The organism is Paracoccus sp. Ld10, from assembly GCF_045064235.1.
Lineage (GTDB): Bacteria > Pseudomonadota > Alphaproteobacteria > Rhodobacterales > Rhodobacteraceae > Paracoccus.
The window spans coordinates 552270-573529 of record NZ_JBISHD010000032.1 but is presented as its reverse complement, the minus strand read 5'-3'; the positions used below and the strand labels follow the sequence as shown (position 1 = coordinate 573529).

22 protein-coding genes and 1 pseudogene are annotated in these 21260 nt (G+C 63.8%); 7 read left to right on the top strand and 16 right to left on the bottom strand.

Annotated elements, in window-relative coordinates; genetic code table 11:
• Positions 1 to 157 precede the first annotated feature (157 nt).
• Genes ACJJVR_RS16600 through ACJJVR_RS16570 form a run of 7 tightly spaced genes read right to left on the bottom strand, consistent with a single transcriptional unit; the run spans position 158 to position 4966 of the window.
• Positions 158 to 490, bottom strand: a complete 333-nt coding sequence (locus ACJJVR_RS16600; RefSeq protein ID WP_405406233.1) for a hypothetical protein — start codon at positions 488 to 490, stop codon at positions 158 to 160.
• Positions 491 to 492: 2 nt separating this feature from the next.
• Positions 493 to 882, bottom strand: a complete 390-nt coding sequence (locus ACJJVR_RS16595) for a response regulator (protein ID WP_405406232.1) — start codon at positions 880 to 882, stop codon at positions 493 to 495.
• 10 nt (positions 883 to 892) lie between these two features.
• Entirely contained in the window at positions 893 to 1765 is an 873-nt protein-coding gene (locus tag ACJJVR_RS16590) for a CheR family methyltransferase (RefSeq protein WP_405406231.1), read from the bottom strand.
• Positions 1762 to 2232, bottom strand: a complete 471-nt coding sequence (locus ACJJVR_RS16585; RefSeq protein WP_405406229.1) for a chemotaxis protein CheW — start codon at positions 2230 to 2232, stop codon at positions 1762 to 1764. Before ACJJVR_RS16585 ends, ACJJVR_RS16590 begins: the two co-directional genes overlap by 4 nt.
• Positions 2233 to 2235: 3 nt before the next feature.
• Positions 2236 to 4323 (bottom strand): chemotaxis protein CheA, encoded by a 2088-nt coding sequence (locus ACJJVR_RS16580; RefSeq protein ID WP_405406227.1) that lies wholly within the window; start codon positions 4321 to 4323, stop codon positions 2236 to 2238.
• Between the two features lie 2 nt (positions 4324 to 4325).
• Entirely contained in the window at positions 4326 to 4694 is a 369-nt protein-coding gene (locus ACJJVR_RS16575) for a response regulator (protein ID WP_042250652.1), read from the bottom strand.
• Positions 4691 to 4966, bottom strand: coding sequence for an STAS domain-containing protein (locus ACJJVR_RS16570; protein ID WP_405406224.1), 276 nt, complete (start codon positions 4964 to 4966; stop codon positions 4691 to 4693). Before ACJJVR_RS16570 ends, ACJJVR_RS16575 begins: the two co-directional genes overlap by 4 nt.
• Positions 4967 to 5129: 163 nt before the next feature.
• On the opposite strand from ACJJVR_RS16570, the gene ACJJVR_RS16565 reads away from it, so the two are divergent.
• The 4 genes from ACJJVR_RS16565 (at position 5130) to ACJJVR_RS16550 (ending at position 9742) form a co-directional block, all read left to right on the top strand.
• Positions 5130 to 6104 carry a CheB methylesterase domain-containing protein gene (locus tag ACJJVR_RS16565; RefSeq protein ID WP_405406222.1) on the top strand — a complete coding sequence of 325 codons (975 nt, stop codon included), beginning with the start codon at positions 5130 to 5132 and terminating at the stop codon, positions 6102 to 6104.
• Positions 6101 to 6622, top strand: coding sequence for a chemotaxis protein CheD (locus ACJJVR_RS16560; RefSeq protein WP_405406220.1), 522 nt, complete (start codon positions 6101 to 6103; stop codon positions 6620 to 6622). The genes ACJJVR_RS16565 and ACJJVR_RS16560 overlap by 4 nt, the downstream gene beginning before the upstream one ends.
• Positions 6623 to 6790: 168 nt before the next feature.
• Positions 6791 to 8926 carry a methyl-accepting chemotaxis protein gene (locus ACJJVR_RS16555; RefSeq protein ID WP_405406218.1) on the top strand — a complete coding sequence of 712 codons (2136 nt, stop codon included), beginning with the start codon at positions 6791 to 6793 and terminating at the stop codon, positions 8924 to 8926.
• Positions 8927 to 9031: 105 nt separating this feature from the next.
• Positions 9032 to 9742, top strand: a complete 711-nt coding sequence (locus tag ACJJVR_RS16550; protein WP_405406216.1) for a spermidine synthase — start codon at positions 9032 to 9034, stop codon at positions 9740 to 9742.
• Between the two features lie 56 nt (positions 9743 to 9798).
• Here the strand turns inward: ACJJVR_RS16550 and ACJJVR_RS16545 are convergent, their stop codons facing one another.
• The 3 genes and pseudogenes from ACJJVR_RS16545 to ACJJVR_RS16535 all read right to left on the bottom strand — a co-directional run bounded on the left by ACJJVR_RS16545 (position 9799) and on the right by ACJJVR_RS16535 (position 12947).
• On the bottom strand, positions 9799 to 11265 hold the full coding sequence (locus tag ACJJVR_RS16545) for a methyl-accepting chemotaxis protein (RefSeq protein WP_405406214.1): 1467 nt from the start codon (positions 11263 to 11265) through the stop codon (positions 9799 to 9801).
• A 290-nt stretch (positions 11266 to 11555) separates the two neighbouring features.
• Positions 11556 to 11816, bottom strand: a pseudogene (locus tag ACJJVR_RS16540) (transposase); the annotation flags it as partial.
• Positions 11817 to 12056: 240 nt separating this feature from the next.
• A complete protein-coding gene (locus ACJJVR_RS16535) occupies positions 12057 to 12947 on the bottom strand; it encodes a LysR substrate-binding domain-containing protein (protein ID WP_405406211.1) in 891 nt (296 codons plus the stop codon).
• Positions 12948 to 13053: 106 nt separating this feature from the next.
• Between ACJJVR_RS16535 and ACJJVR_RS16530 the strand changes: the two genes are divergently transcribed.
• On the top strand, positions 13054 to 14262 hold the full coding sequence (locus ACJJVR_RS16530; RefSeq protein WP_405406209.1) for an acyl-CoA dehydrogenase: 1209 nt from the start codon (positions 13054 to 13056) through the stop codon (positions 14260 to 14262).
• On the top strand, positions 14255 to 15412 hold the full coding sequence (locus ACJJVR_RS16525; RefSeq protein WP_405406207.1) for a CaiB/BaiF CoA transferase family protein: 1158 nt from the start codon (positions 14255 to 14257) through the stop codon (positions 15410 to 15412). The genes ACJJVR_RS16530 and ACJJVR_RS16525 overlap by 8 nt, the downstream gene beginning before the upstream one ends.
• Here ACJJVR_RS16525 and ACJJVR_RS16520 read toward each other — a convergent pair.
• From ACJJVR_RS16520 to ribA, 5 genes are read right to left on the bottom strand one after another with little or no spacing between them, the layout of a single operon-like run.
• Positions 15396 to 16226, bottom strand: a complete 831-nt coding sequence (locus ACJJVR_RS16520) for a RibD family protein (protein ID WP_405406205.1) — start codon at positions 16224 to 16226, stop codon at positions 15396 to 15398. The two genes, ACJJVR_RS16525 and ACJJVR_RS16520, sit on opposite strands and share 17 nt — an antisense overlap.
• 20 nt (positions 16227 to 16246) lie before the next feature.
• Positions 16247 to 17020, bottom strand: coding sequence for a class I SAM-dependent methyltransferase (locus ACJJVR_RS16515; protein ID WP_405406204.1), 774 nt, complete (start codon positions 17018 to 17020; stop codon positions 16247 to 16249).
• A gap of 2 nt (positions 17021 to 17022) precedes the next feature.
• Positions 17023 to 17418: a 6-pyruvoyl trahydropterin synthase family protein gene (locus tag ACJJVR_RS16510; RefSeq protein ID WP_405406202.1), complete on the bottom strand. Its 396-nt coding sequence runs from the start codon at positions 17416 to 17418 to the stop codon at positions 17023 to 17025.
• Positions 17419 to 17434: 16 nt separating this feature from the next.
• Positions 17435 to 18343, bottom strand: coding sequence for a zinc-binding alcohol dehydrogenase (locus ACJJVR_RS16505; protein ID WP_405406200.1), 909 nt, complete (start codon positions 18341 to 18343; stop codon positions 17435 to 17437).
• 32 nt (positions 18344 to 18375) lie between these two features.
• Positions 18376 to 19419 (bottom strand): GTP cyclohydrolase II, encoded by a 1044-nt coding sequence (ribA, locus tag ACJJVR_RS16500; RefSeq protein ID WP_405406481.1) that lies wholly within the window; start codon positions 19417 to 19419, stop codon positions 18376 to 18378.
• 287 nt (positions 19420 to 19706) lie between these two features.
• Here ribA and ACJJVR_RS16495 point away from each other — a divergent pair, with 287 nt between their 5' ends.
• Entirely contained in the window at positions 19707 to 20438 is a 732-nt protein-coding gene (locus ACJJVR_RS16495; protein WP_405406198.1) for an FkbM family methyltransferase, read from the top strand.
• Here the strand turns inward: ACJJVR_RS16495 and ACJJVR_RS16490 are convergent.
• Entirely contained in the window at positions 20435 to 21217 is a 783-nt protein-coding gene (locus ACJJVR_RS16490) for an inositol monophosphatase family protein (RefSeq protein WP_405406196.1), read from the bottom strand. The two genes, ACJJVR_RS16495 and ACJJVR_RS16490, sit on opposite strands and share 4 nt — an antisense overlap.
• Between the last annotated feature and the right edge of the window lie 43 nt (positions 21218 to 21260).

Genomic DNA, 21260 nt, shown 5'->3' with positions numbered 1-21260 from the left:
GACGAGGGTTGGAAAAGGTCATCTGCGCCTCGGGGTGCGGCCTTGGGCCGGGAAATCACGAGGCTGGCAGATGCTGGCAGATGGGGATTATATTTCTTTATCGTTTAAGTCAACTATCGGCGGCGCGATACGCGACCGATGCCTGCAACTGACCTGGCTACCACAGATCATCCGTCGAGGCGGGTTCCGCGGCGGTGACCAGACCACCCAGCCGAACCGCCTGTGCCCGCAGATCCAGCCCTGCCGCGGCACGTACAAGATCACAAGGATGCCCGGATGGCGTCTGCTGTGCCAGGACGCCCAAGAAGTGGGACAACCCCTCGACCTCCTGACGCAGCAGATCGGCAACCTGCAGCGACTCCGCCGCCGCATCTGTAACCTGTAACATCGCCCCCAACGCGGCATCGATCTGTCCCAGACCCAAGGCGATGCGATGCGCCTCGGCGGCCGCGCGCTGCAGCGCGGTGTTCAGGCATGGGTCTGGCGGCACAGTCACTGCAGTTTACCCGTGACCGATTCGACGCAGCGCAGCAGTGCCTCCTTGGTAAAGGGCTTGGCAATAAAGTTGTTCATTCCTGCACGTTGCCCCCTTTCAATCATTTCGCGTGTCGCGGTGCCGGTGATCAGGATGAATCCGATGCGTTGTGTGCTTGGGTTCTGCCGCAGCGCCTCCAGCAGCGCGAGGCCATCCATCCCGGGCATGTTGTAGTCGGAAATGACCAGATGCACCGGTGCCGCCGCCAGTTTGCGGAACGCGGTCTCTCCGTTCGCCTCGTACTGGACGTTGACCAAACCGGCCCAGTCCAGCGCCTGTTCGATCAGCGAGCGGCTGATGGTCATGTCGTCAACCACCATCACATGAAGGTTCGATTTCAGTGCCATGTTGTCCCTTTCACGCCGTGGCAGATGCCGGCGTCGCATTGCGCCGGTATTGAGTGGTTCCTGTGGCTGCGAACAGGCCAGCAGCCGGACCGTCAAGCCGCTCCGAATGGCCGATGAACAGCGCGCCGCCGTCATTCAGGGCGGCGCCAAAGCGCGACCAGAGACGCTGTCTTGCGGCGCTGTCAAAGTAGATCGCCGTATTCCGGCAGAAGATCACATCGAATTTGCCAGAGAACGGCCATTCGTCATGCAGGTTCAATTCGCCAAACCGCATGAGGCGCTTGACCTCTGGTTTGGCCTCGAACCCCGATGCGTTGGGCTGGAAATACCGTTTGACCTGCGCAGGCGGAACCGGGGCCAGCGCCTCGGCCGCGAACCGGCCGTGTTGGGCGCGTTCCACCATTTCGGGGTCGATATCGGTTGCCAGGATCAGGACGTCGTGCTGTGCCGCGTCGGGAAAGGCATCCAGCAGCGTCACCGCGATCGAATAGGGCTCTTCTCCTGAAGAGGACGCCGCTGACCACAGGCGCAGGCGCCGACCCGCACGGGCCTGTGCGATCAGTGGCTGAAGCACCTCCTGGGCCAGCGCCTGAAAGTGGTGCCCTTCGCGAAAGAATGCGGTGACGTTGGTGGTGATGGCGGACAGAAGGTGCCGCCGTTCCTGTGGCCCGTCGGCGCCATCCAGCCGGTCGCAATATGCGCCATAGTCGGGCAGCGACAGAGCACGCAGCCGTCGGTTAAGCCGTGCCATCAGCAAGCTACGCTTGGATTCCGCCAGGATGATACCGCTGTCCTGATGCACGATTGCGGCGATCTTGCGGAACTGACTGTCCGTCAGCACCGGTCCCGCGGGGGCGGGAGCCGCAAGGGGCGCCGACCTCACGCGTCGACCCCATGCGCTGCGGGAAGCAGCTGTGCCAGGTCGATCTTGCGCAGAATGCGGCCGTCGTCCAGCGTGATCATCCCGACAATGAACTCTCGCGCCGGATTGGACGCGATGTCTGGCACCGCTTGGATGTGATCGTCGTTGATGGGCAGAATGTCGGACACCAGGTCTGCCAGCAGCCCAACGATACGCCCTGCATGCATCGCGATGATGACCACATGTCGGTGCGACGGCGTTGCCGCCCCAAAGCCCAACCGCGCCGACAGATCGATCACGGTGACGACTGACCCGCGCAAGTTGATCACGCCTTTGACGTAATCGGGGGCGTGGGGCAGCATCGTCGTTGGCGTCCAGCCGCGGATTTCACGGACCAGTCCGATGTCGATGCAGAAGTCCTGATCGGCCAGCTTGAAGGCCACCACGTCGCTTTTGCCGACGGAATTATGCGAGATTGATTGGAGCATGCGTCACCCGTTCGATGCCATGGCGGCCATGCGGCGGCCCTGGTCGTTGGACATGGAAAGAAGGATTTCTTCGGGGTCGATGATCAGGGCGATCTTTCCGTCGCCCAGGATCGTGGCGGCAGATACGCCCGGCACGCGGCCATAGTTCTGTTCAAGACTTTTGATGACAACCTGGCGTTGATCAAAGATCGCATCCACCCGGAATGCCGCGCGCTTGCGGCTGTCTGTCTCGACGACGATCAGCACACCGGCATCCGGGTCACCCGCAGGTTGGGTCACGCCAAAACTGTTGCAGAGGTCGATGATGGGGATCAGCTCTCCGCGGTTGGACAGCAGCTGCGATCCATGGCCCACGCCGTGGAGCATCGTGTTTTCCGGACGCAGTGTCTCCTGCACCGCAGTTATTGGCAGGACCATTGTCTGATCACCCAGTTGGATCAGCATGCCCTCGACAACGGCCAGTGTCAGCGGCAGCGCGATCGAGAAAGTCGTGCCCTGACCCTCTGTCGACTGGATCATCACACGACCACCAAGCCCCATGATTTCTCGGCGCACTACGTCGAGGCCGACACCGCGTCCTGACAATGCAGAGACTTCGTCTTTGGAGGAGAAACCAGGAAGGAACAGCAGTTGGTCGATCTCGGCCGGTGAAAGGTTTGCGCCCGGTACGATCAGGCCGCGATCTTCGGCGATCTGTCGGACCTTTGCGCGATTGATGCCGCCGCCATCGTCCGATACTTCGATCTGGACGCGGCCGGACCGATGGGCCGCCGACAGCGTGATCGTGCCTTCCTGCGGTTTGCCGCGGCGCTGGCGGGTCACGCTGTCCTCAAGCCCGTGATCGACGGAATTGCGGATCATGTGGGTCAATGGCTCGACCAGGCGTTCGATCATGGTCTTGTCGACCTCGGTCTGTTCGCCAATGGTGATCATGCGCACCGGCTTGCCCGTCGCGTCCGCAGCCTCGCGCAGAATGCGGTGCATACGCTGGAACACCAGCTTCAGCGGTTGCGCACGGATGGCCATCACGCTTTCCTGAATGTCGCTTGCAAGCTGACGGATCGCATCCAGGCCGGCGATGACATCGGGTTGCTCATGCAGGCCCGCCGTCTGAATCACCTGGGACAGCATCGCCTCCTTGATGACCAATTCGCCGATCATGTTCATCAGGCGATCGACCCGGTCCAGGGCAACCCGGATGGTTGGCGCTGCCTGGGCATTGTCGGCCTGTTGGACCGTACGCGCCGGCGCCGCGGTGGGCGTGTCGCGTACGACATCCGCCACTGCGGCAATTTCCGTGGCGATGACCGGCGCCTCTTCGACAGGCGGAGGCGGAGGCGGGGCGTCATCGCTCATCAGGCGGATCGACAACGTACAGCAGTCCTCGACGAATTCGAAAACAGACATCACATCCGTCTGTGTTGCCGCACCTGTCAACCGGACACGCCACGACAGCCCAGGGTGTTCGGCAGACCAGTCTTCAAGAAGGGCGACACCGTCACAATCCAGATCGATCTCTGCGTCGCCCAACTTTTGCAGGGCGTTCAGCAGTGCCAACGGATCATTGCCCGATCTGTAAAGCTGAAAGGTCGGTGTCATCTGGACCAGCAAGGACGCGGCCGGCGGCGTGATCGGGTCAAAGGATAGCGGCGCGTCGAAATCCAACGAGATCGGCGTAAATTCAAACGTGGTCTCTTCCGGGGTGTCGGTGTCGATGAGCGCAGCCAGTTCGGTCATCAGCCCGTCGACCTGTGCCGCATCGGCTTCCTGTCCCGATCGTGCCGTTGCCACGAGATCCGTCAGGCAATCAGAGCAGCGGTGCAGCAACGCCATGATCTGCGGCGTCACATCAAGCTTGTCCGACCTGACCAGATCCAGAACAGTTTCGAACCGATGGGCAAAGGTGACCAGTGTGGTCAATCCAAAAGCTGCGGCGCCCCCCTTGACCGAATGCACCGCGCGAAACACCGCATGCACCGTTTCAACGTCAGAGCCGGGCTCCTCTATCTGGCGGAGGCCAGTGGCAAGAACCTCGAGCAGTTCGTCGCATTCGACGAAGAACATGTCGCGGAATTCGTCCATGTCTGCCATCGTCAGCGCCCCAGAACTTTGTCGATGACGGCGATCAGGCGCTCGTCCTCGAAGGGTTTCACGATCCACCCGGTGGCTCCTGCACTGCGGGCGCGCGCCTTGAGGTCGGCGCCACTTTCGGTGGTCAGGACCAGGATGGGCACATCGGCATAGGTGCCGGTCGCGCGGACGTTTTCGATCAGGCCGAAGCCGTCCATGCGGGGCATGTTGATGTCGGTAATGATCAGATGCGGGTCGGCCTCGCTAAGGGCGCCGACGCCGTCCACGCCATCCACGGCGAGGAACACGTCAAAGCCGGCATTGCGCAGGGCTTTGGACACCAGCGCGCGGATTGTCGGCGAATCGTCGACCGCCAGAATTCGGGTCGTCATGCGGGTCCCCCGGTTTGAAGAAGCTGGACCGAGGCGCCGACAGCCTGGATCGTCGTCATAAAGGGTTCCGAGGCATCGCGGATCGACAGCGTCTTGCCGTCGGCCTGCCATTGCTTTCGCGCTGCAATCAGCAGCTCGACTGCAAGGGTTCCCATCCGCATGACCCCGGACGCATCCAGGATCGCGTCCGCACCCCGGTGGTCCAGCAGGGTTCTGGAAAAGGCTGAGACGGCCTTGCGGTCGAACGTCTCGGGCAGGGGCAGGGCGTGCATCTCAACTACCTCGTATTGTCGTCGGCATCCCCATCGCTAGCAGCCAGGAGTTAAGGAAACATTGCTGCCGTCGATAAATTTTATGTCCTGTAAGCGTTTATTTGAAAACGATATTTTAATCTTTCCGGGCGATGGTCCCATTGACCAATTCAGGAGTATACCTGTGTCGCATCCGGTCCTGCTGATCGTTGATCCCAATAACGCCCGTCTCGGCGCCCTGCTGCGACGATGCGAAGAACAAGGCGGTGCCACCGTTCTGGGCGCAACCACGCCCGGAGAGGCGTACGTGCTTATCGAATCGCACCTGCCGCGTCGTGTGGCCGTCGCAGCCGAATTCGCCGAATCGATCGAATTCGATGCGTTGGCGGACATCTTGACGATGATCGACGCAGGCGTGGTTGTGTACGGTCAGGTCCGCGTGCCTGCCGGGGGCTATCCAGTTCTGTCCAGTCCGGAACAGATGTTGGCACGATTGTTCAGCGGCCTGCAGCCTGCTCGCCCCACCCCGGCCCGCGCGATCGACCCGGCACCGACGGGTTCTGACGGTGGAGGAGGCCTGATCCTGCTGGGAGCCTCGACCGGTGGAATCACCGCGCTTGAGGCGGTGCTGGCATCTTTTCGCGCCGACTGTCCGCCGACGATGATTGTGCAGCACATTCGGCCCGGTTTTGCCGATGGGCTGATCCGACGCCTTGATCAGCTGCTGACGCCACGCGTCGTCGCAGCAGAGGACAACATGCCCTTGCAGCGCGGTGTCATCTACCTGGCTGCTGTCCCGGATCGCCATCTGGGCGTGTCGTTGCGCGCTGGTCCCCGTGCCCGGCTGTCGGCAACCCCGCCGGTCTCTGGGCACCGTCCGTCCGTCGATGTGCTGTTTTCCGATGGTGCGGCGATTGCCGACCGCCTGGACGTGCGCGCCGCGTTGCTGACGGGCATGGGGGCGGATGGGGCGCAGGGTCTGTGTGCGCTGCGTCGCGCGGGTGCGCACACGATCGCACAGGATCGTGCCACGTCGGTCGTATGGGGCATGCCCCGCGTTGCGGTCGAGATGGGCGGTGCAGTCGATGTGTTGCCCCTGCCTCGTATCGGATCCGGTCTGATGTCCCGAGAGCCTGTCCGCATCCGGAGGCAGTCATGATCCGCGACGAAGCGACCCGCGTCATCCACGTCGTACAGGGAGAGCATGCGATCAGTGACGATCCCGACGCGGTCCTGACGACTGTTCTGGGCTCCTGCGTGTCGGCCTGCATCATGGATACCGACATGGGAATTGGTGGATTGAACCACTTTCTGTTGCCGGATGCAGGACCGGGCGGACCTGATATTCGCTATGCCGCCGCGGCTATGGAAGTCCTGGTGAACGGACTGATGAGGCGCGGCGCCGCTCGCAGCCGTTTGCGCGCCAAACTTTTTGGTGGCGCAAGAATGATGGCTGGCCTGCCCGATATCGGTCAGCGCAACGCCGATGCTGCGCGTCGCTTTCTGCAGGACGAAGGTATTCCGGTAATCGCCAGCGATCTGTGCGGCACCCAGGCGAGGCGCATCCGGTTCTGGCCGGTCATCGGCAGGGTTCAACTGCACCTGCTTGGCGAAGCGCGTGCCCCTGTGCGCGAACAGCCGATGCGCCAACGAGGGGGAGATATCGAGCTGTTCTGATCAGAAGCCTTCTTTCGCGCTGTTCCTTTGCCGCTTGCGGGCGGCAGCCCTTTCCCGTGGTCCCGTCCGAGTTCCTTCGGCATCTGACCTGCATCGGAGTTTGTCGCCTTGTTGAAGAATATACGCATTACCACACGCATCACAGCGGGCTTCGGTCTTATCCTGCTGATGCTGACCCTGTCTGCCGCCGGCACCTGGTATCAGTTGAACCGGCTGCGTGATGTTTCCGACGTAAAGAAAAATGCCGAGGCACGGGCGCTGATCGGAGCCGACCTGAACCATGGCGTCAGCGAGGCCAATATCGCATTGGGCAACTACCTCGATGCGCCGACAGACGCGGCTGCGGGGGTAATCGTCACCGCGATGCAGCGTGTACATCAGCTTGCAAGTGAGCTGGACGCCTTGGGCAGCAAGAATGGCGTGCCGATGATGACGCTGAACGATCGTCATATTGCCGAGTCGCAGGTGCTCGTAGACCTCTACCGGACGCGGATTGCGCAGGTCGACCGAATGCAGCAGGCAGGTGTCGACCACCGGCGGACCATCGACCAGTTGCAGCGCCTGTTCGACAGTCGCAACGCACGCGAAGAGGCCTATGCCGCGATGGCAGCATCGAATTATTTCCTGGTGACTCGGGCGCGCGTGGACCGCTTTTTGTCGGGTGCGGATGTCGCAGACTTTGACGAGGCACTGGAACCGTTCAATTCCGCACAGGCGCAGTTGCGCGAGATCGGCCGCAGCACAATTCCCAGCGATGCTGGCGCCCTTGTAGCCTCCGCGACGGCAGGTCTCGACGACTATTGGGCCGATGCCACGGAATTGCGCGCGTTGGAGCTGGAGGTCAGGCAAGCTGCATCGGTCGTCGCGGCAACGGAAGAGGAAGCCTTATCGCTTGTTCAGCTGATTCGCGAAACTGCCGTGGGGCAGGCAGCCGAAGCGGACGCTGCATTTGAAGAGATCATGCAGGCCGCCATCGTCGCCATCCTTGGTGGTGTCGCAGTGGCAATCGCGTTGGGCATCGTGATCGCCACATACTTGTCGCGTGATCTTCGGGTCCGCTTGTCCCAGACTGTGGAGCAGACCAACCGTCTGGCGCGGGGCGATCTGAACACAGAGGTCCGTGGCACCGAGGGCAGCAACGAATTGGCACAACTGGCCCAGGCCCTGTCGATATTCCGCCAGAATGCGGTCGAGGCGCAGTCGCTGGCCGAGGAGACCCGTCGCCTTGAGGCAGAGGCTGCAGCCACGCGCGATATCGAGGCGCGCCAGCAGGCGCGTGTGGTGCGTGACATCGGCGCCGGTCTGGATCGTCTGGCACAAGGGGACCTGACGCAGCAAATCGCGAATCCGCCATCGGATCCGTTCCCTGCCGGCTATGACGGGCTGAGAGAAGCGTTCAACAGCGTGGTCGACAATCTGACCGGCACGATCAAACGCATCACCGATGTCGCGGATCAGGTCCGCGGCGGTGCCGGCGAGATCACCTCTGCGGCACAGGATCTGGCCAGCCGGGCGGAGACACAGGCAGCGACACTTGAACAGTCAGCCGCAGCACTCAATCAAATGAATGCCAGCGTGAATTCGACCGCCGAACGCGCTCGCCATGCCGAGCAGGCCAGCCGCCAGAACCGTGACATCGCCGAAACCAGCGCCGAGGTCGTGCGTGATGCTGTGACCGCAATGCGCGGGATCGAGGCATCCTCGGAACAGATCACCCGGATCATCGGTGTCATCGATGATATTGCGTTCCAGACAAATCTGCTGGCTCTGAACGCGGGAGTCGAGGCCGCCCGTGCCGGAGAGGCTGGGCGCGGTTTCGCGGTCGTCGCCTCCGAGGTGCGTGGCCTGGCTCAACGCGCATCGGATTCCGCACGCGAGATCAAATCGCTGATTTCGCAGTCTGCGTCACAGGTCAAGGCTGGCTCGGCCTTGGTCGGAAAGACGGGCGATAGCCTTGGTCAGATTCTGACGAAGGCGCATGAGGTGTCTGAACAGATCACCGCGATCTCGCTTGCCGCGAACGAGCAGGCGATCGGGCTGGCAGAAGTCAATACCGGGGTGAATCAGCTGGATCAGGTGACCCAGCAGAACGCGGCGGTCGCCGAGCAGGCCAATGCAGCAGCTGCATCCCTGCAAGAGCGCTCTGAAGACCTTATCCGTGAGATCTCCGGCTTCCGCGTAGGAGCCCGGACGGGTCGTCCGGAAATGGCCCGCGCCCGCGCATCAAGTGCGCTGCCCATGGTCGAGCCCGTGCCCCTGCGTGTCGTCGGGGGAAGAAACGAAGGACAGATGTTCGAATTCTAAGAGTTTCGGACACACCTGTTGACCGGCCCGCGTCGATTTTATCGGCGCGGGCTTTGTCGTTCCATGCAAATGCCTTTTCTGCAGAACCGCTATCAGCTAGGTCAGATGCGGTTTTATCAGGATGGGATGATCGGCATGCTGCCTTGGGTGCAACTGGCCTGTGCGATCGCGCCGGATGGCGACACCCTGCGGCTGATGCGCCGAGGCGACGAATTCTCGATCCGCCTGCAGGGTGGAAACGAACTGATGAACAGTCGCCTTGGTGGATCGGAGGAAGCTTTGGCGACCTTGGCGATGGACCGCCTGGGGATGCGCCCAGCACCACAAATCCTGATCGGGGGCTTGGGCATGGGGTTCACCTTGCGCGCCGCTCAGGCCATTGCTGCGCCTCAAGCTGGCTTGATCGTCGCTGAGATCGTTCCGGACCTGATCGATTGGGCCGAGCATCATATGGCGGCAGTCTTCAAGGATTGTCTGTCCGATCCGCGGGTACAGGTCAGGCTTGGTGATGTAGCCGCGCAAATCCGCCAAGCTGCGGGCACGTTTGACGCGATTCTGCTGGATGTCGACAACGGACCAGGCGGATTGACGCGATCAGGAAACGATATCCTGTACGGGACTGCGGGCCTGCAGGCGGCGCGGCGTGCCTTGTCCCCCGGCGGCGTTCTGGCCGTGTGGTCGGCAGAGCCGGACGTTGCATTCGAGCGGCGCTTGGCCGGCTGTGGCTTTGATGTCAGCACCCATGGTGTGCGTGCCGCCGGTTCTGGACGCGGATCGCGGCACGTCATCTGGGTCAGTGTGCGTCGGGATGACTGATGGTCATGAAAAAGCGCGCCCCTTTCAGGGCGCGTCTATCGGCCAGTGGGTCGAGGTCAGACAGCCTGACGATAGTTCTGCTGTGTGGCCTGTGGCCGTACGTTTGCCATCGTGAAGCTACTGACGATTCGCGTCAGATCCTTGACCTCTGTGTTCAGCAGGGCGCTTGTCGCGTTTGCCTCCTCGACCATGGCGGCGTTTTGCTGGGTCACGTCGTCCAGATAACGCACGGCGCTGTTGATTTCGGAAATGCTCAATGACTGGCGTTGAGCAGTGGATGACATTTCGGTCACGATCCCCTCGATCTCGTTAAAGACCGTGACGATGTCGGACAATGCCTGATGTGTCGCCCCAACGAGGGATACGCCATGGGTTGTTTGCTGGACGCTTCGGTCGATCAGGGTTTGGATGGTCCGCACGGCCTCCGCCGATCGCTGCGCCAAGGCGCGAACTTCGGCGGCAACGACCGCGAATCCGCGCCCCGCCTCTCCCGCCCGGGCGGCCTCGACCCCTGCATTCAGCGCCAACAGGTTCGTCTGAAATGCGATCTCACTGATCACGCCGATGATCTGGCCCATTTCGCTGGCACTGGAGGAGACGTCATCCATCGCGGTGCGCGTCTGGTCCATAATCTGGCTGCCGTGTGCCGCGACCTGGCGGGCGCGGGCGGCCATCTCTTCCGCCTGACGACTGCGGGTTGCCGAATCGCGAACTGTCTCTGTCATTTCGTTCAGTGCGGCGGCGGTTTCTTCCAGGCTTGCGGCCTGCTGTTCGGTCCGTCGTGCAAGGTCGTCCGATGCGGCTGCAATCTCGCCCGTGCCGTTACCGATCTGGGCTGCGGAATGGCGCACCGACCCGATAATGCCTGCCAGCTGTTCAACGGTTTCGTTGAAGCGGGTCCGGGCGGACAGATCAGGGTCTAGCCTTGCGGTAAGATCGCCTTCGGCCAGCCGACCCAAAGCGTTCGACAGCGCATCAAAGGCGCGTTGCTGGGCATCCTCGACCTCCTTGCGGCGTCCGTCGATCTGGTCGAGATACGTCGAGATCGACAGGTCGATATCCAGCAGCGAAGCCCGCACCAGCACCGAGATGTCGTCCGCCAAACGCTCACGGCTGGCGGCGGTCCACGTGCGTCGTTCGTTCAGCAGGTCGCGGATCACATAGTCAAGCACCAGCCCATAGCCGCCGATGTACCAACGCGGTTCCAGCCCGATGCGGGCGTGGACGGCGCCGATGCGCCGGACGGCCAGGGCATAGGCCGGTCCAAATTCTCCCGAAGCGATGCGCTCCCAGTGGCGGGCCTGACTGCCTTTGGCGCGGTCAGCATGTGCCGGATCGCTGAAATGCCGACGCAGGGCCGGGGTGGCCGCAATCTTGGTATAGAATTCCGAAAGGGCAGGTCCGACACTGGCGGCAATTCGTGGAGCCATCGCTTTGAGCCTGGCCTGCGACGCAGTGTCCAGGCCCAGAAAATCCAGCCTGTCCTGCAAGTTGATCGTGTCGTGGGAATCGGGGATTGTCACCGCTTGATCCTTTCGCATGGCAAAGGCGGACAGGCCGAGCAATAGACTAATATCATTAAGAAAAACTGAATGGAAGAATTTACACTTTGGCGAGAAAGGTACGTAAAGCTCAAGCCGCTGTCGGCTTTGTCCTACCGACTTACGCACCAGACCGACGTTGTTACAGGATTCACGTTTCGAGGTGAGCTCCCCTTACCCCGCTGATCTCATGCCACGCGCCTGATCTCGGCGGTGCCGAGTGCGTTGAAGCGGTTCATGAGTGCGACGCGGATGTGGACCTCGCTTCAGAGCTTTCGCCGGATGACGTCCTGCAGCATTTCCCGATCCAAAGTCAGGTCGGCGACGATCTTTTTCAGGCGACCGTTCTCGTCCTCAAGCGCCTTCAGCCGACGCATTTCGTCGGGCAGCAGCCCGCAATACCGCTTCTTCCAGTTGAAATAGGTCGCTTGGCTGATCCCCGCCTTGCGGCAGATCTCGCCCACCGGCGTGCCCTCATCGCCTTGCTTCAGGATGAACGCCTTTTGCGCTTCCGTGAACTTCGATGCCTTCATCATTCTCTGCTCCTCTCCCAGCCAGAGAAGGTTAGCCGAAAACTCCAGTTTCAAACGGTCCAGTTTTCAGGGGGCAGAGCAACCGTACGGGCAAATTTTCAGTCGCCCGACTTGTGGACGAGGCAGACCGCAAGACCGCGTGGGAGTTCCTCGACCATCTGCTCAAGGTCGTCCCCTGTCGCATCCACACTATCCGGACCGATAACGGCATCCAGTTCACAGAGCAGGCATCCGTCGATCTTAGTCCTGCTTGACCTGATCCGCGATCCAGGTGCGAAAGCGGGCAAAGGCCTGGTCGCCTTGGCGGCGCTCTGGCCACGCCAGCCAATAGGCGCCTTCGCCGGGAACGGCTGGGCAGAGGATGGGTTGCAGGCGGCGTTCGTCGATCTCGGGCTGGGCCAGATAGCTGGGCAGCAGCGCCACCCCCAGGCCTGCGATGGCCGCCTGGATCATCATCGAGAACTGGTCCATCACCATCCCCGACACCAAGGGCGGCGTCCCGCCCTGTGCCGCGAACCACGCGGCCCAGCCCGACGGCCGCGTCTCCAGCTGCAGCAGCGGCAGACCCGCCATGTCGGAGGGCTGGGCGACGGGGTGGCGCGCCAGCGTGTCGGGGGACGCGCACGCCGTCAGCCGTTCGTCGAACAGCCGCAAGTGATGCGCATCGGGCCAGTCGGGCTGGCCGAAATAGATCACCGCGTCAAAAGGCTCACTGGCAAAGCTGAAGCGCTGGATCTTGGTCGACAGGTTGATGGATATACCGGGATTGTCCGACAGGAACTGGCCGATCCGCGGCGCCAGCCAGCGCGTCGCGAATGTCGGCAGCACCGACAGGGACAGAACGCCCCCGCCCGGATTGGCGATCAGCCCCATGCTGGCGCGCTGGATCACATCCAGCCCCTGCGTGATGGATGCGGCATAGGTGACCGCCTCGGGGGTGGGGGTCAGGCGCTTGCGGTCGCGGATGAACAGCGCCTTGCCCAGCTGCCGTTCCAGCGAGGCGACCAGCCGACTGACGGTGCTTTGCGTCAGGTGCAGATCGTCCGCGGCGGCGGTGACGGATCGGTGGCGCATGACCGCCTCGAACGCGATCAGCTGGGACAGGCTGGGCAGGAAGCGGCGTTGGCGCATGGGTTCATTCATAGAGTGCATGAACCCATGAGGAAATAGCGTTTTTCACAAACGTCCGGCTGCGTTACCTTGTTGGCAACAGTCATCACATGCAGGACCCATCGCCATGCTGGACAAGACGACCGTCGATCACAAAGGCACGGCCTTTGCCTGGGAAGACCCCTTTCTGCTGGACGACCAGTTAGAGGAGGATGAACGCATGATCCGCGAGACGGCGGCGTCATTTGCTGCCGACAAGCTGGCCCCGCGGGTCACCGACGCCTATCTGAACGAACAGACCGACCCCGAGATCTTTCGCGAGATGGGCGCCAGCGGCCTGCTGGGCGTGACCATCCCCGAGGAATATGGCGGGGTCGGTGCGGGCTATGTCGCCTATGGCCTCGTCGCGCGCGAGGTCGAGCGGATCGACAGCGGATACCGGTCGATGATGTCGGTGCAGAGCAGCCTGGTGATGTTCCCGATTCATGCCTATGGGTCCGAGGAGCAGCGGATGAAATATCTGCCCAAGCTGGCATCCGGCGAATGGATCGGTTGTTTCGGCCTGACCGAACCCGATGCCGGGTCGGACCCGGCGGGCATGAAGACCCGCGCGGTCAAGACCGAAGGCGGCTATGTCCTGAACGGGGCCAAGATGTGGATCTCGAACAGCCCGATCGCGGACGTGTTCGTGGTCTGGGCCAAGTCGGATGCCCATGACGGCAAGATCCGCGGGTTCATCCTCGAAAAGGGCATGAAGGGCCTCAGCGCGCCGAAGATCGGCGGCAAGCTGTCCCTGCGCGCCTCGATCACCGGCGAGATCGTCATGGAGAATGTCGAGGTCGGTGAGGACGCCCTGCTGCCCAATGTCAGCGGCATGTCCGGGCCGTTCGGTTGTCTGAACCGCGCGCGGTATGGCATCAGCTGGGGCGTCATGGGGGCGGCCGAAGATTGCTGGTTCCGCGCACATCGGTACGGGATGGATCGCAAGCAATTCAACCGCCCCCTGGCCGCGACACAGCTGTTCCAGAAAAAGCTGGCCGACATGCAGACAGAGATCGCCCTGGGCCTGCAGGCGTCGTTGCGGGTTGGTCGCCTGATGGATCAGGGCCGGTTCGCGCCCGAGATGATTTCGATCATCAAGCGCAACAACTGTGGCAAGGCGCTGGATATTGCGCGGCTGTCGCGCGACATGCATGGCGGCAACGGCATCCAGGCCGAATACCACGTCATGCGCCACGCCCAGAACCTGGAGACGGTGAATACCTATGAGGGCACGCATGATGTCCACGCCCTGATCCTGGGCCGCGCACAGACGGGGCTGCAGGCCTTTGCCTGAAGGCCCGCCGGCTGGCCCGCTGTCCGGTCTGCGCGTCGTCGAGCTGGCGCGCATCCTGGCCGGTCCTTGGATCGGCCAGACCCTTGCGGATCTGGGGGCCGAGGTGATCAAGGTCGAATCCCCCGAAGGCGACGACACCCGCCGATGGGGCCCGCCTTTCATCGAGCGTCCCCGCGCGGATGGCACGATGGAAACGGTGGCCGCCTATTTCCACGCGACCAACCGTGGCAAGACCAGCGTCACCTGTGATTTCAATGACGCGGACGATCTGGACCGCCTGCGGACGCTGATCGATGGCGCCGACGTCGTGATCGAGAACTTCAAGGTCGGTGGGCTGGTCCGGTTCGGACTGGACCATGCAACGCTGTCGGCGCGCAATCCGGGGTTGGTCTATGCTTCGGTGACGGGGTTCGGGCAGACGGGGCCGCGGGCCAGCCAGCCGGGATACGATTTCATGGTTCAGGGCATGGGCGGCATCATGGATCTGACCGGCGATCCTGCGGGCGATCCGCAAAAGGTCGGCGTGGCGTGGATCGACATCTTCACGGGCCTGTACGGTGTCATCGGCATTCAGGCGGCGCTGGCGGAACGTGCGCGGTCGGGGCAGGGGCAGCATGTCGATCTGGCGCTGTTCGATTGCGCGGTGGGGGTGCTGGCCAATCAGGCCGCGAACCACCTGCTGGGCGGGGTCGAGCCTGCGCGCCTGGGCAATGCCCATCCGAACATCGTGCCCTATCAGGTGTTTCCGGCGCGTGACGGGCATCTGATCGTCGCCTGCGGAAACGACCGTCAGTTCCGGTCGCTGTGCCTGGCACTGGACCTGCCCGCACTGGCAGATGACCCGACGCTGGCCACCAATGCACAGCGGGTTGCGGAGCGCGAAGTCCTTTGCGCCTCGCTGGCGCGGGCGATGGCTGTGCGCGATCGCGCCGACCTGATCGCCGCACTGACGGTTGTGGGCGTCCCCGCGGGACCGATCAACCGCGTGTCCGAAGCCCTGTCCGATCCACAGGTGCAGGCGCGAAGCATGGTCGTGGCGCCCGGGGGGATCGCGGGCCTGCGAACACCCATCACCCTGTCGCGCAGCAGGACCGTGGCCCAGGGCGCGGCCCCGGCACTGGGCGAGGGTTCGTTCAGCTGGCGGCGGTGATCAGCGGCTGCGCCTCATGCAGCGGCATGACCGCGCGGGTCGCCTGATCGCCGAATGCACAATCAAAGACGATGTCGCTGCCCATGCCAAAGACGCGCGTATCCGGGCGCAGCGCGTCCTTCAGCTTGTCCACGGGCGACAGGCTGGTCAGGCCCTGGGGTCCCGATCCGATGATCAGCGGTGCGATGGACACCTGCAACCGGTCCAGCAGGCCTGCCTCCAGGAAACCGGTGATGGTGATGCCGCCACCCTCGATCAGCAGCGAGCCCATGCCAATGTCGCGCAGTCCGTCCAGCACCCGCGCAGGGTCAAGGCGACCACCAGGGGCGGGCAGGCGCAGCACCTCGATCCCGGGCGCGCGAGGGCGGTCTATGCCGGTAACGATGATCCGCCGCGCGCCATCGGCCACCAGCACCAGTGCGTCATCGGGCAAACGACCACGCGGGTCGATGATGATGCGCGCCGGATTGTGGCCGCTGCACAGGCGTACGGTCAGGCGGGGCTGATCGTGCAGCGCCGTCTTGACGCCGATCACCACGCCATCGACCAACGCGCGCAGGCGATGCAGATGCGCCAGCCCCTCGGGGCCGGACACGTCGCGCGCGTCGCCGGTGGCCGTGGCCACGCGCCCGTCCAGCGACTGGCCGATCTGGGCAATCGTGACAGGGCCCAGATCGCGTCGCGCGATGGGGCCATACAGATCCATCGCCGCACGCTCTGCCGGGTTGAACCGACCGCAGCATGCACAGGCCTGACCGGTGCGAACCGACAAGAGCCGTTCCCAGACCCGAGAGGTGACGTTAACGGCATGCATTGGCGATCCTCCTCGGGGTATCAGGCGCTGCCGGGGGGCAAGGCCAGCATATCATGATGCCCGATCAGGCAGCGACTGTCGCCGGCCATTGCGATCCGGCTTCTGCCCCAATCGGTGGCGACCGACAGGCCGGCGTCGGCAGCAGCCTCCGCGATGCCTTGGACCAATGCGCGATGCAGCGGCGCCTGATCAGGGCCAACGCGCCATGGGCTTTGCGCCGTGTGGACCGTGCAGCCTGCATCGCGAAAGATCTGCGCCGCCATCACGGCAGCGTCCGGCCCAAGCGCAGGGCCAAGACCCTTGTCGCCGCGCTGATGGTAGTTGAACGCGCGTGTCACGTCGTCATCTCGAGGCAGTTCAGGGTCCCAGGACATGATCCCGTCATAGGACAGCGCGGCATAGAACGGGACGCCCGCATCGGCCAAACGAGCCGCCAGCGCGACGATCCATTCGGCAGGCATCAGGTCCAGCAGCGCCGATGCCGTGACCAGAGTCACGCCCTCCAACGGCAGGCTGTCCAAATCGCGCAGGTCCAGTTGATGAACCGTCGCCCGACCCGGCGCCTCGGTTGCGGCCCGTTCCAGAAGGGCGGGGTCGTTGTCGACCAGATGCCAGCGGGCGTTGTCCGGCAGGTGGGACCCCAACGTGCGCAAGGTCGACCCCGTGCCACAGCCCAGATCGAGTACGACAGGGTTCGCCCCTGCCAAGGCCGCCGCCTGCGCAAGCAGGGCCGCGTCGCGTGCCGCCATGTCGGCAGGTTCGCGCAGGCCCAGCCATTCCGCCGAAAACCCCATGGTCAGATGTCCCCTTCGTACCAGGCGCGGGCCATGTGGCTTTCGTGCAGCAGCACACGCAGCTTCTTGACGCGCCCGCCGTCTTTCAGGCCACCGTCGCGCACGGTCGTGGCCATCTGGTCGAAAATATGCTTGCACAAGAATTCGGTGGTCGTCATTTTTCCTTTGAACTCAGGAATATCGTCGAGGTTCTTATAGCGCAGCGGGGCCAGGGCTTCGGCCAGCGCTTCGGTCGCAAGACCGATGTCGACGACCAGGCTCTCGTGATCCATCTCGGCCGCGAAAAACGCGCAATCGACGGTGAACGTCGCTCCATGCACCCCTTGGGCCGGCCCAAAGGTCGGCGACGGGAAAGAATGGGCGATCATGATGTGGTCTCGAACTTCGACGGCGAACATGGTGTCTCCAGATGGGTCAATAGGCGATGCGGTGGCACAGCGTGGCGGGATCGGCCAGAATGCCGGGATAGGCGCCGGGCAGGTCGGCGAACGCCGTCTGCCCGGAGATCAGCGTGTCCAGCCGCGCGTCGCACAGCAGGTCCAACGCCTTGGTCAGACGGCGGCGATAGGTCCAGCGGGGTGCACGGTCGGGCGGGATGCTGCCCACTTGTGTGCTGACGATGCGCAGGCGGCGGCTGTGAAAGGCCCCCCCAAGGGGCAGGGCCACCTGTTGCGTACCGTGCCAGCTGGCCTCGGCGACGGTGGCCTGCGGGCCTGCCAGCGACAGGGCAAGGCCCAGCCCGGCCTGCGAGGCGCTGGTGTGAATCACAACGTCCCGGTCGCCGGTTGCATCGTCCGGTGCCGCAAAGGCGCAGCCCAAGGCACGGGCGATAGCAGCGCGGTCGGGCAGAGGGTCGATGACAGTCACCTCTGACCCCGGCAGGCGCGCGGCCAGATAGGCCGTCAACAGTCCGACGAGCCCGCCGCCAACGATGGCAATGCGGTCACCCGCGCCCGCGCCGCTGTCCCACAGGATATTCAACGCCGTTTCCATGTTCGCGGCCATGATTGCGCGCTCTGGCGGCAATGCATTGGGCAACGCGATCAGCGCGTCGTCGGACAGGCGGAACTCGGTCTGGTGGGGAAAGAGCGCAAAAACATGGCGACCGGCCAACGCCCCTTCGGTCACCAGACCGACATTGGCATAGCCGTATTTGACAGGGAACGGGAAGTCACCCTCCTGAAAGGGCGCACGCATCCGGTCGCGTTCGGTTTCCGGTACCTCACCCGACAGAACCAGACGTTCCGTGCCGCGGCTGATGCCCGAAAACAAGGTGCGGACATGGACGCCATGGCCTATGTTCGCGGGACGCAACTGCGCCACGCCTGGTGCGGTGCACCATAATGCGCGGGCCGTCATGCCAGCAGATGTCCCGACTTGCGCGCTTTTGTGTCCAGATAGCGGGTGTTTTCTGGTCCGCGACCGACCTTGAGCTCGACCCGTTCGACCACCTCTATCCCCTCGCTGTCCAGACGGGCGATCTTGGCGGGGTTGTTGGTCATCAGCCGCACGCGCCCGATCCCCAACTGACGCAGCAGCGCCGCACCCGTGCGGAAATCGCGCTCATCATCCTCAAATCCGAGTCGGTGGTTGGCCTCGACCGTATCCAGGCCCTGATCCTGCAGGCTGTATGCGCGCATCTTGTTGGCCAACCCGATGCCGCGACCCTCTTGGTTCAGGTACAACAGTACGCCGGTGCCGTTCGCCTCCATCGCGCGGAGGGCTGCCTGAAGCTGTGGGCCGCAGTCGCATTTCAAACTGCCAAGCACGTCTCCGGTGAAACACGCCGAATGCAGACGCACCAGAACAGGCCGGTCGCGATCCGGGGTTCCGACCTCGACCGCGTAATGTTCGGGACCGCCATCGTTGGCGCGAAAGACGTGCAGCCGACCATTCCGCGCAGACAGCATTGGAACACGCGCATGGGATACCGGGCGCGGATCGCGGGGAAGCAGAATCTGGTTCAGCACATCCTCGGCGGACAGAATGCCAAGATCGTTGCGCATGGCGGTTTCGACGACATCGGGACCGGTGATCACCAGAACCGCAGGCAACAGTTCCGCCGCCTTGACCAATCGAATTGCAGCGTGGTGCAGGACGGTCGGCGCGTGCTGTGGTGCCTGAGGCAGGGCTGCGGATGCAGGCATTTGTCGGGACGGATCAGCCAACGCCTGAATCCAGTTCAGCCGCGCACCGGCGGGAACGGGGAACAACGCGACCTCACCTTCGTGCGGGCGATGGCGCAAGGCCTCGGCGCGGCGGGCCGTCAGGACCAACTCGCCCCCGGCGCCCAAGGCGGCAAATCGCTCAGCCGACAACGTCTCGACCGGCAGGATCAGCGCCGCCGCAGGTTCGCCCAGCAGAACCACGGGCAGCCCCAGCCTCAGATCGGAAACCATGCGCGCAACCCGCTCTGCCGTGCGCAACGTCAACGGGTCACCAGTCGCGGTGATCGACGGCGCAACAAGGGTGGTGGGCGGAAATACGTGCATCGGTCAACTTTCGTCCCTGATAATTTGGGTGCCACGTTTGTCGCAACGTCTTGAAACACGTAGCAGTTCCGCAAAGGTTGCCGCGTTGTGGCACAATGTCGCAAAGTTCGGCGCGCCGTTCCGAACGACCCCGGCTTTCTGGACGCGGCATCCGGATGGACATAGGGTGGACCCGCATAACCTGAGGATACCCGATGCAACTGCGTGCCTATATGGGGCTGATCCGGTCGCTTGCCATCTATTACAATCCCCTGCGCCGCAAAGAGTTGCGGACGTTCTATGGCCAACTGTTGCAGCCGGGCGATCTGGCGTTCGACATCGGCGCGCATGTCGGCAGCCGGGCGCGCGCCATGCGTGCCGCCGGGGCCCGCGTCATCGCCTGCGAGCCACAGGAACCGTTCGCCGGTTTTCTGCGTCGCAGCCTGCCGCGCGACATCGTTCTGGTGCAACAGGCCGTCGGCCCGACCCAGACCATGGCCCGCATGGCGGTGTCGTCGCTGCACCCTACGGTGTCGTCGCTGAGCACAAGTTTCGCGACCGAGGCCGCCGACGCGCCGGGGTTCGAGCATGTCCGGTGGGACCGAAGCCAGGACGTGCAGATGACCACGATGGACGCGCTGATCGCGGCCCATGGCATGCCGGATTTCGTCAAGATCGACGTCGAGGGGTTCGAACTGGACGTGCTGTCCGGGCTGAGCCAGCCCGTGCCGATGCTGTCTGTCGAATACCTGCCCGCGTTCCGCGACCGCACGTTGGCGGTGATCGACCGGCTGGCCGAACTGGGGCAGTACCGGTTCAACCCCGTCACCGGAGAGGCGGGGGTGTTCCTGTGGGATGACTGGCGCGACGCGGAGGGCGCGCGTCTGTGGGTATCCGGGCTGGACCCTCGGGGCGGATCGGGCGACCTGTACGCGCGGCTGGCCTAGCCCCCCGCGCGCAGGGTGGTGGCCAGCCGGTCAAAGATCGCGGGCGGGGCGGTGATCACGGTACCCGTATCCTCGGGGCGTTCGTCGGGGGTCCAGCCCTCGACCCGCATTCCGGCCTCGCGCAGCAGGACCAGACCCGCGCTGATGTCCCACGGGCGCAGGCGGCGTTCCCAGAATCCGTCCAGCCGCCCGGCCGCGACATAGGCCAGGTCCAGCGCCGCCGCACCCATGCGGCGCACGCCCGCCGTCCCCGGCAACACCCGCGCCAGATCGGCGGCATGATCGTCGATATGCGGCATGCTGCCGAACGGCAGGCCCGTGCCGAACAGCGCCGCGTCAAAGCCCGGTGGCGCGGCGGGGGTCAGATCGCGGCCGTTCAGCTGCAGGCCCGACCCGGCCATGGCGCTGAACGTCTCTCCCTTCAGCGGGTCGTGGATCACGCCCAGCACCAGCCGCCCGTCCTGTTCCAGCGCAATGGACACCGCCCAATGCGCGATGCCGCGCAGGAAATTGCTCGTGCCGTCCAGCGGATCGACGATCCAGCGGCGGTTGCCCGGGATGGCGTCTGTTTCCTCTCCCAGCCAGCCGTCGGTGGGGTTCGGGCCCAGCAGGCGGTCGCGCAGCAGGGCCTCTGACCGGTGATCGGCCTGCGACACAAAGTCGCCCTGACGCTTGGCGTCGATGGTCAGCAGGTCACGGTCGTTCCAATGCGCGCGCAGCAGCTCTCCGGCGGCATGGGCGACATCGATGGCCAAAGTCAGGTCGTCGGGCGTACCCATCGGGGATCCTTTCGGGGGCGGCTGCATGCCGCGTCACGGAGCA

Excerpts from the sequence above, each read along its gene's own strand:
- ACJJVR_RS16570 (WP_405406224.1), bottom strand. The coding sequence starts at position 4,966 with ATGCACGCCCTGCCCCTGCCCGAGACGTTCGACCGCAAGGCCGTCTCA.
- ACJJVR_RS16530 (WP_405406209.1), top strand. The coding sequence starts at position 13,054 with ATGCTGGACAAGACGACCGTCGATCACAAAGGCACGGCCTTTGCCTGG.
- ACJJVR_RS16495 (WP_405406198.1), top strand. The coding sequence starts at position 19,707 with ATGCAACTGCGTGCCTATATGGGGCTGATCCGGTCGCTTGCCATCTAT.
- ACJJVR_RS16595 (WP_405406232.1), bottom strand. The coding sequence starts at position 882 with ATGGCACTGAAATCGAACCTTCATGTGATGGTGGTTGACGACATGACC.
- ACJJVR_RS16580 (WP_405406227.1), bottom strand. The coding sequence starts at position 4,323 with ATGGCAGACATGGACGAATTCCGCGACATGTTCTTCGTCGAATGCGAC.
- ACJJVR_RS16535 (WP_405406211.1), bottom strand. The coding sequence starts at position 12,947 with ATGCGCCAACGCCGCTTCCTGCCCAGCCTGTCCCAGCTGATCGCGTTC.
- ACJJVR_RS16515 (WP_405406204.1), bottom strand. The coding sequence starts at position 17,020 with ATGGGGTTTTCGGCGGAATGGCTGGGCCTGCGCGAACCTGCCGACATG.
- ribA (WP_405406481.1), bottom strand. The coding sequence starts at position 19,419 with ATGGTTTCCGATCTGAGGCTGGGGCTGCCCGTGGTTCTGCTGGGCGAA.
- ACJJVR_RS16550 (WP_405406216.1), top strand. The coding sequence starts at position 9,032 with ATGCGGTTTTATCAGGATGGGATGATCGGCATGCTGCCTTGGGTGCAA.
- ACJJVR_RS16490 (WP_405406196.1), bottom strand. The coding sequence starts at position 21,217 with ATGGGTACGCCCGACGACCTGACTTTGGCCATCGATGTCGCCCATGCC.
- ACJJVR_RS16560 (WP_405406220.1), top strand. The coding sequence starts at position 6,101 with ATGATCCGCGACGAAGCGACCCGCGTCATCCACGTCGTACAGGGAGAG.
- ACJJVR_RS16575 (WP_042250652.1), bottom strand. The coding sequence starts at position 4,694 with ATGACGACCCGAATTCTGGCGGTCGACGATTCGCCGACAATCCGCGCG.
- ACJJVR_RS16520 (WP_405406205.1), bottom strand. The coding sequence starts at position 16,226 with ATGCATGCCGTTAACGTCACCTCTCGGGTCTGGGAACGGCTCTTGTCG.
- ACJJVR_RS16585 (WP_405406229.1), bottom strand. The coding sequence starts at position 2,232 with ATGCTCCAATCAATCTCGCATAATTCCGTCGGCAAAAGCGACGTGGTG.
- ACJJVR_RS16510 (WP_405406202.1), bottom strand. The coding sequence starts at position 17,418 with ATGTTCGCCGTCGAAGTTCGAGACCACATCATGATCGCCCATTCTTTC.
- ACJJVR_RS16555 (WP_405406218.1), top strand. The coding sequence starts at position 6,791 with ATGCTGACCCTGTCTGCCGCCGGCACCTGGTATCAGTTGAACCGGCTG.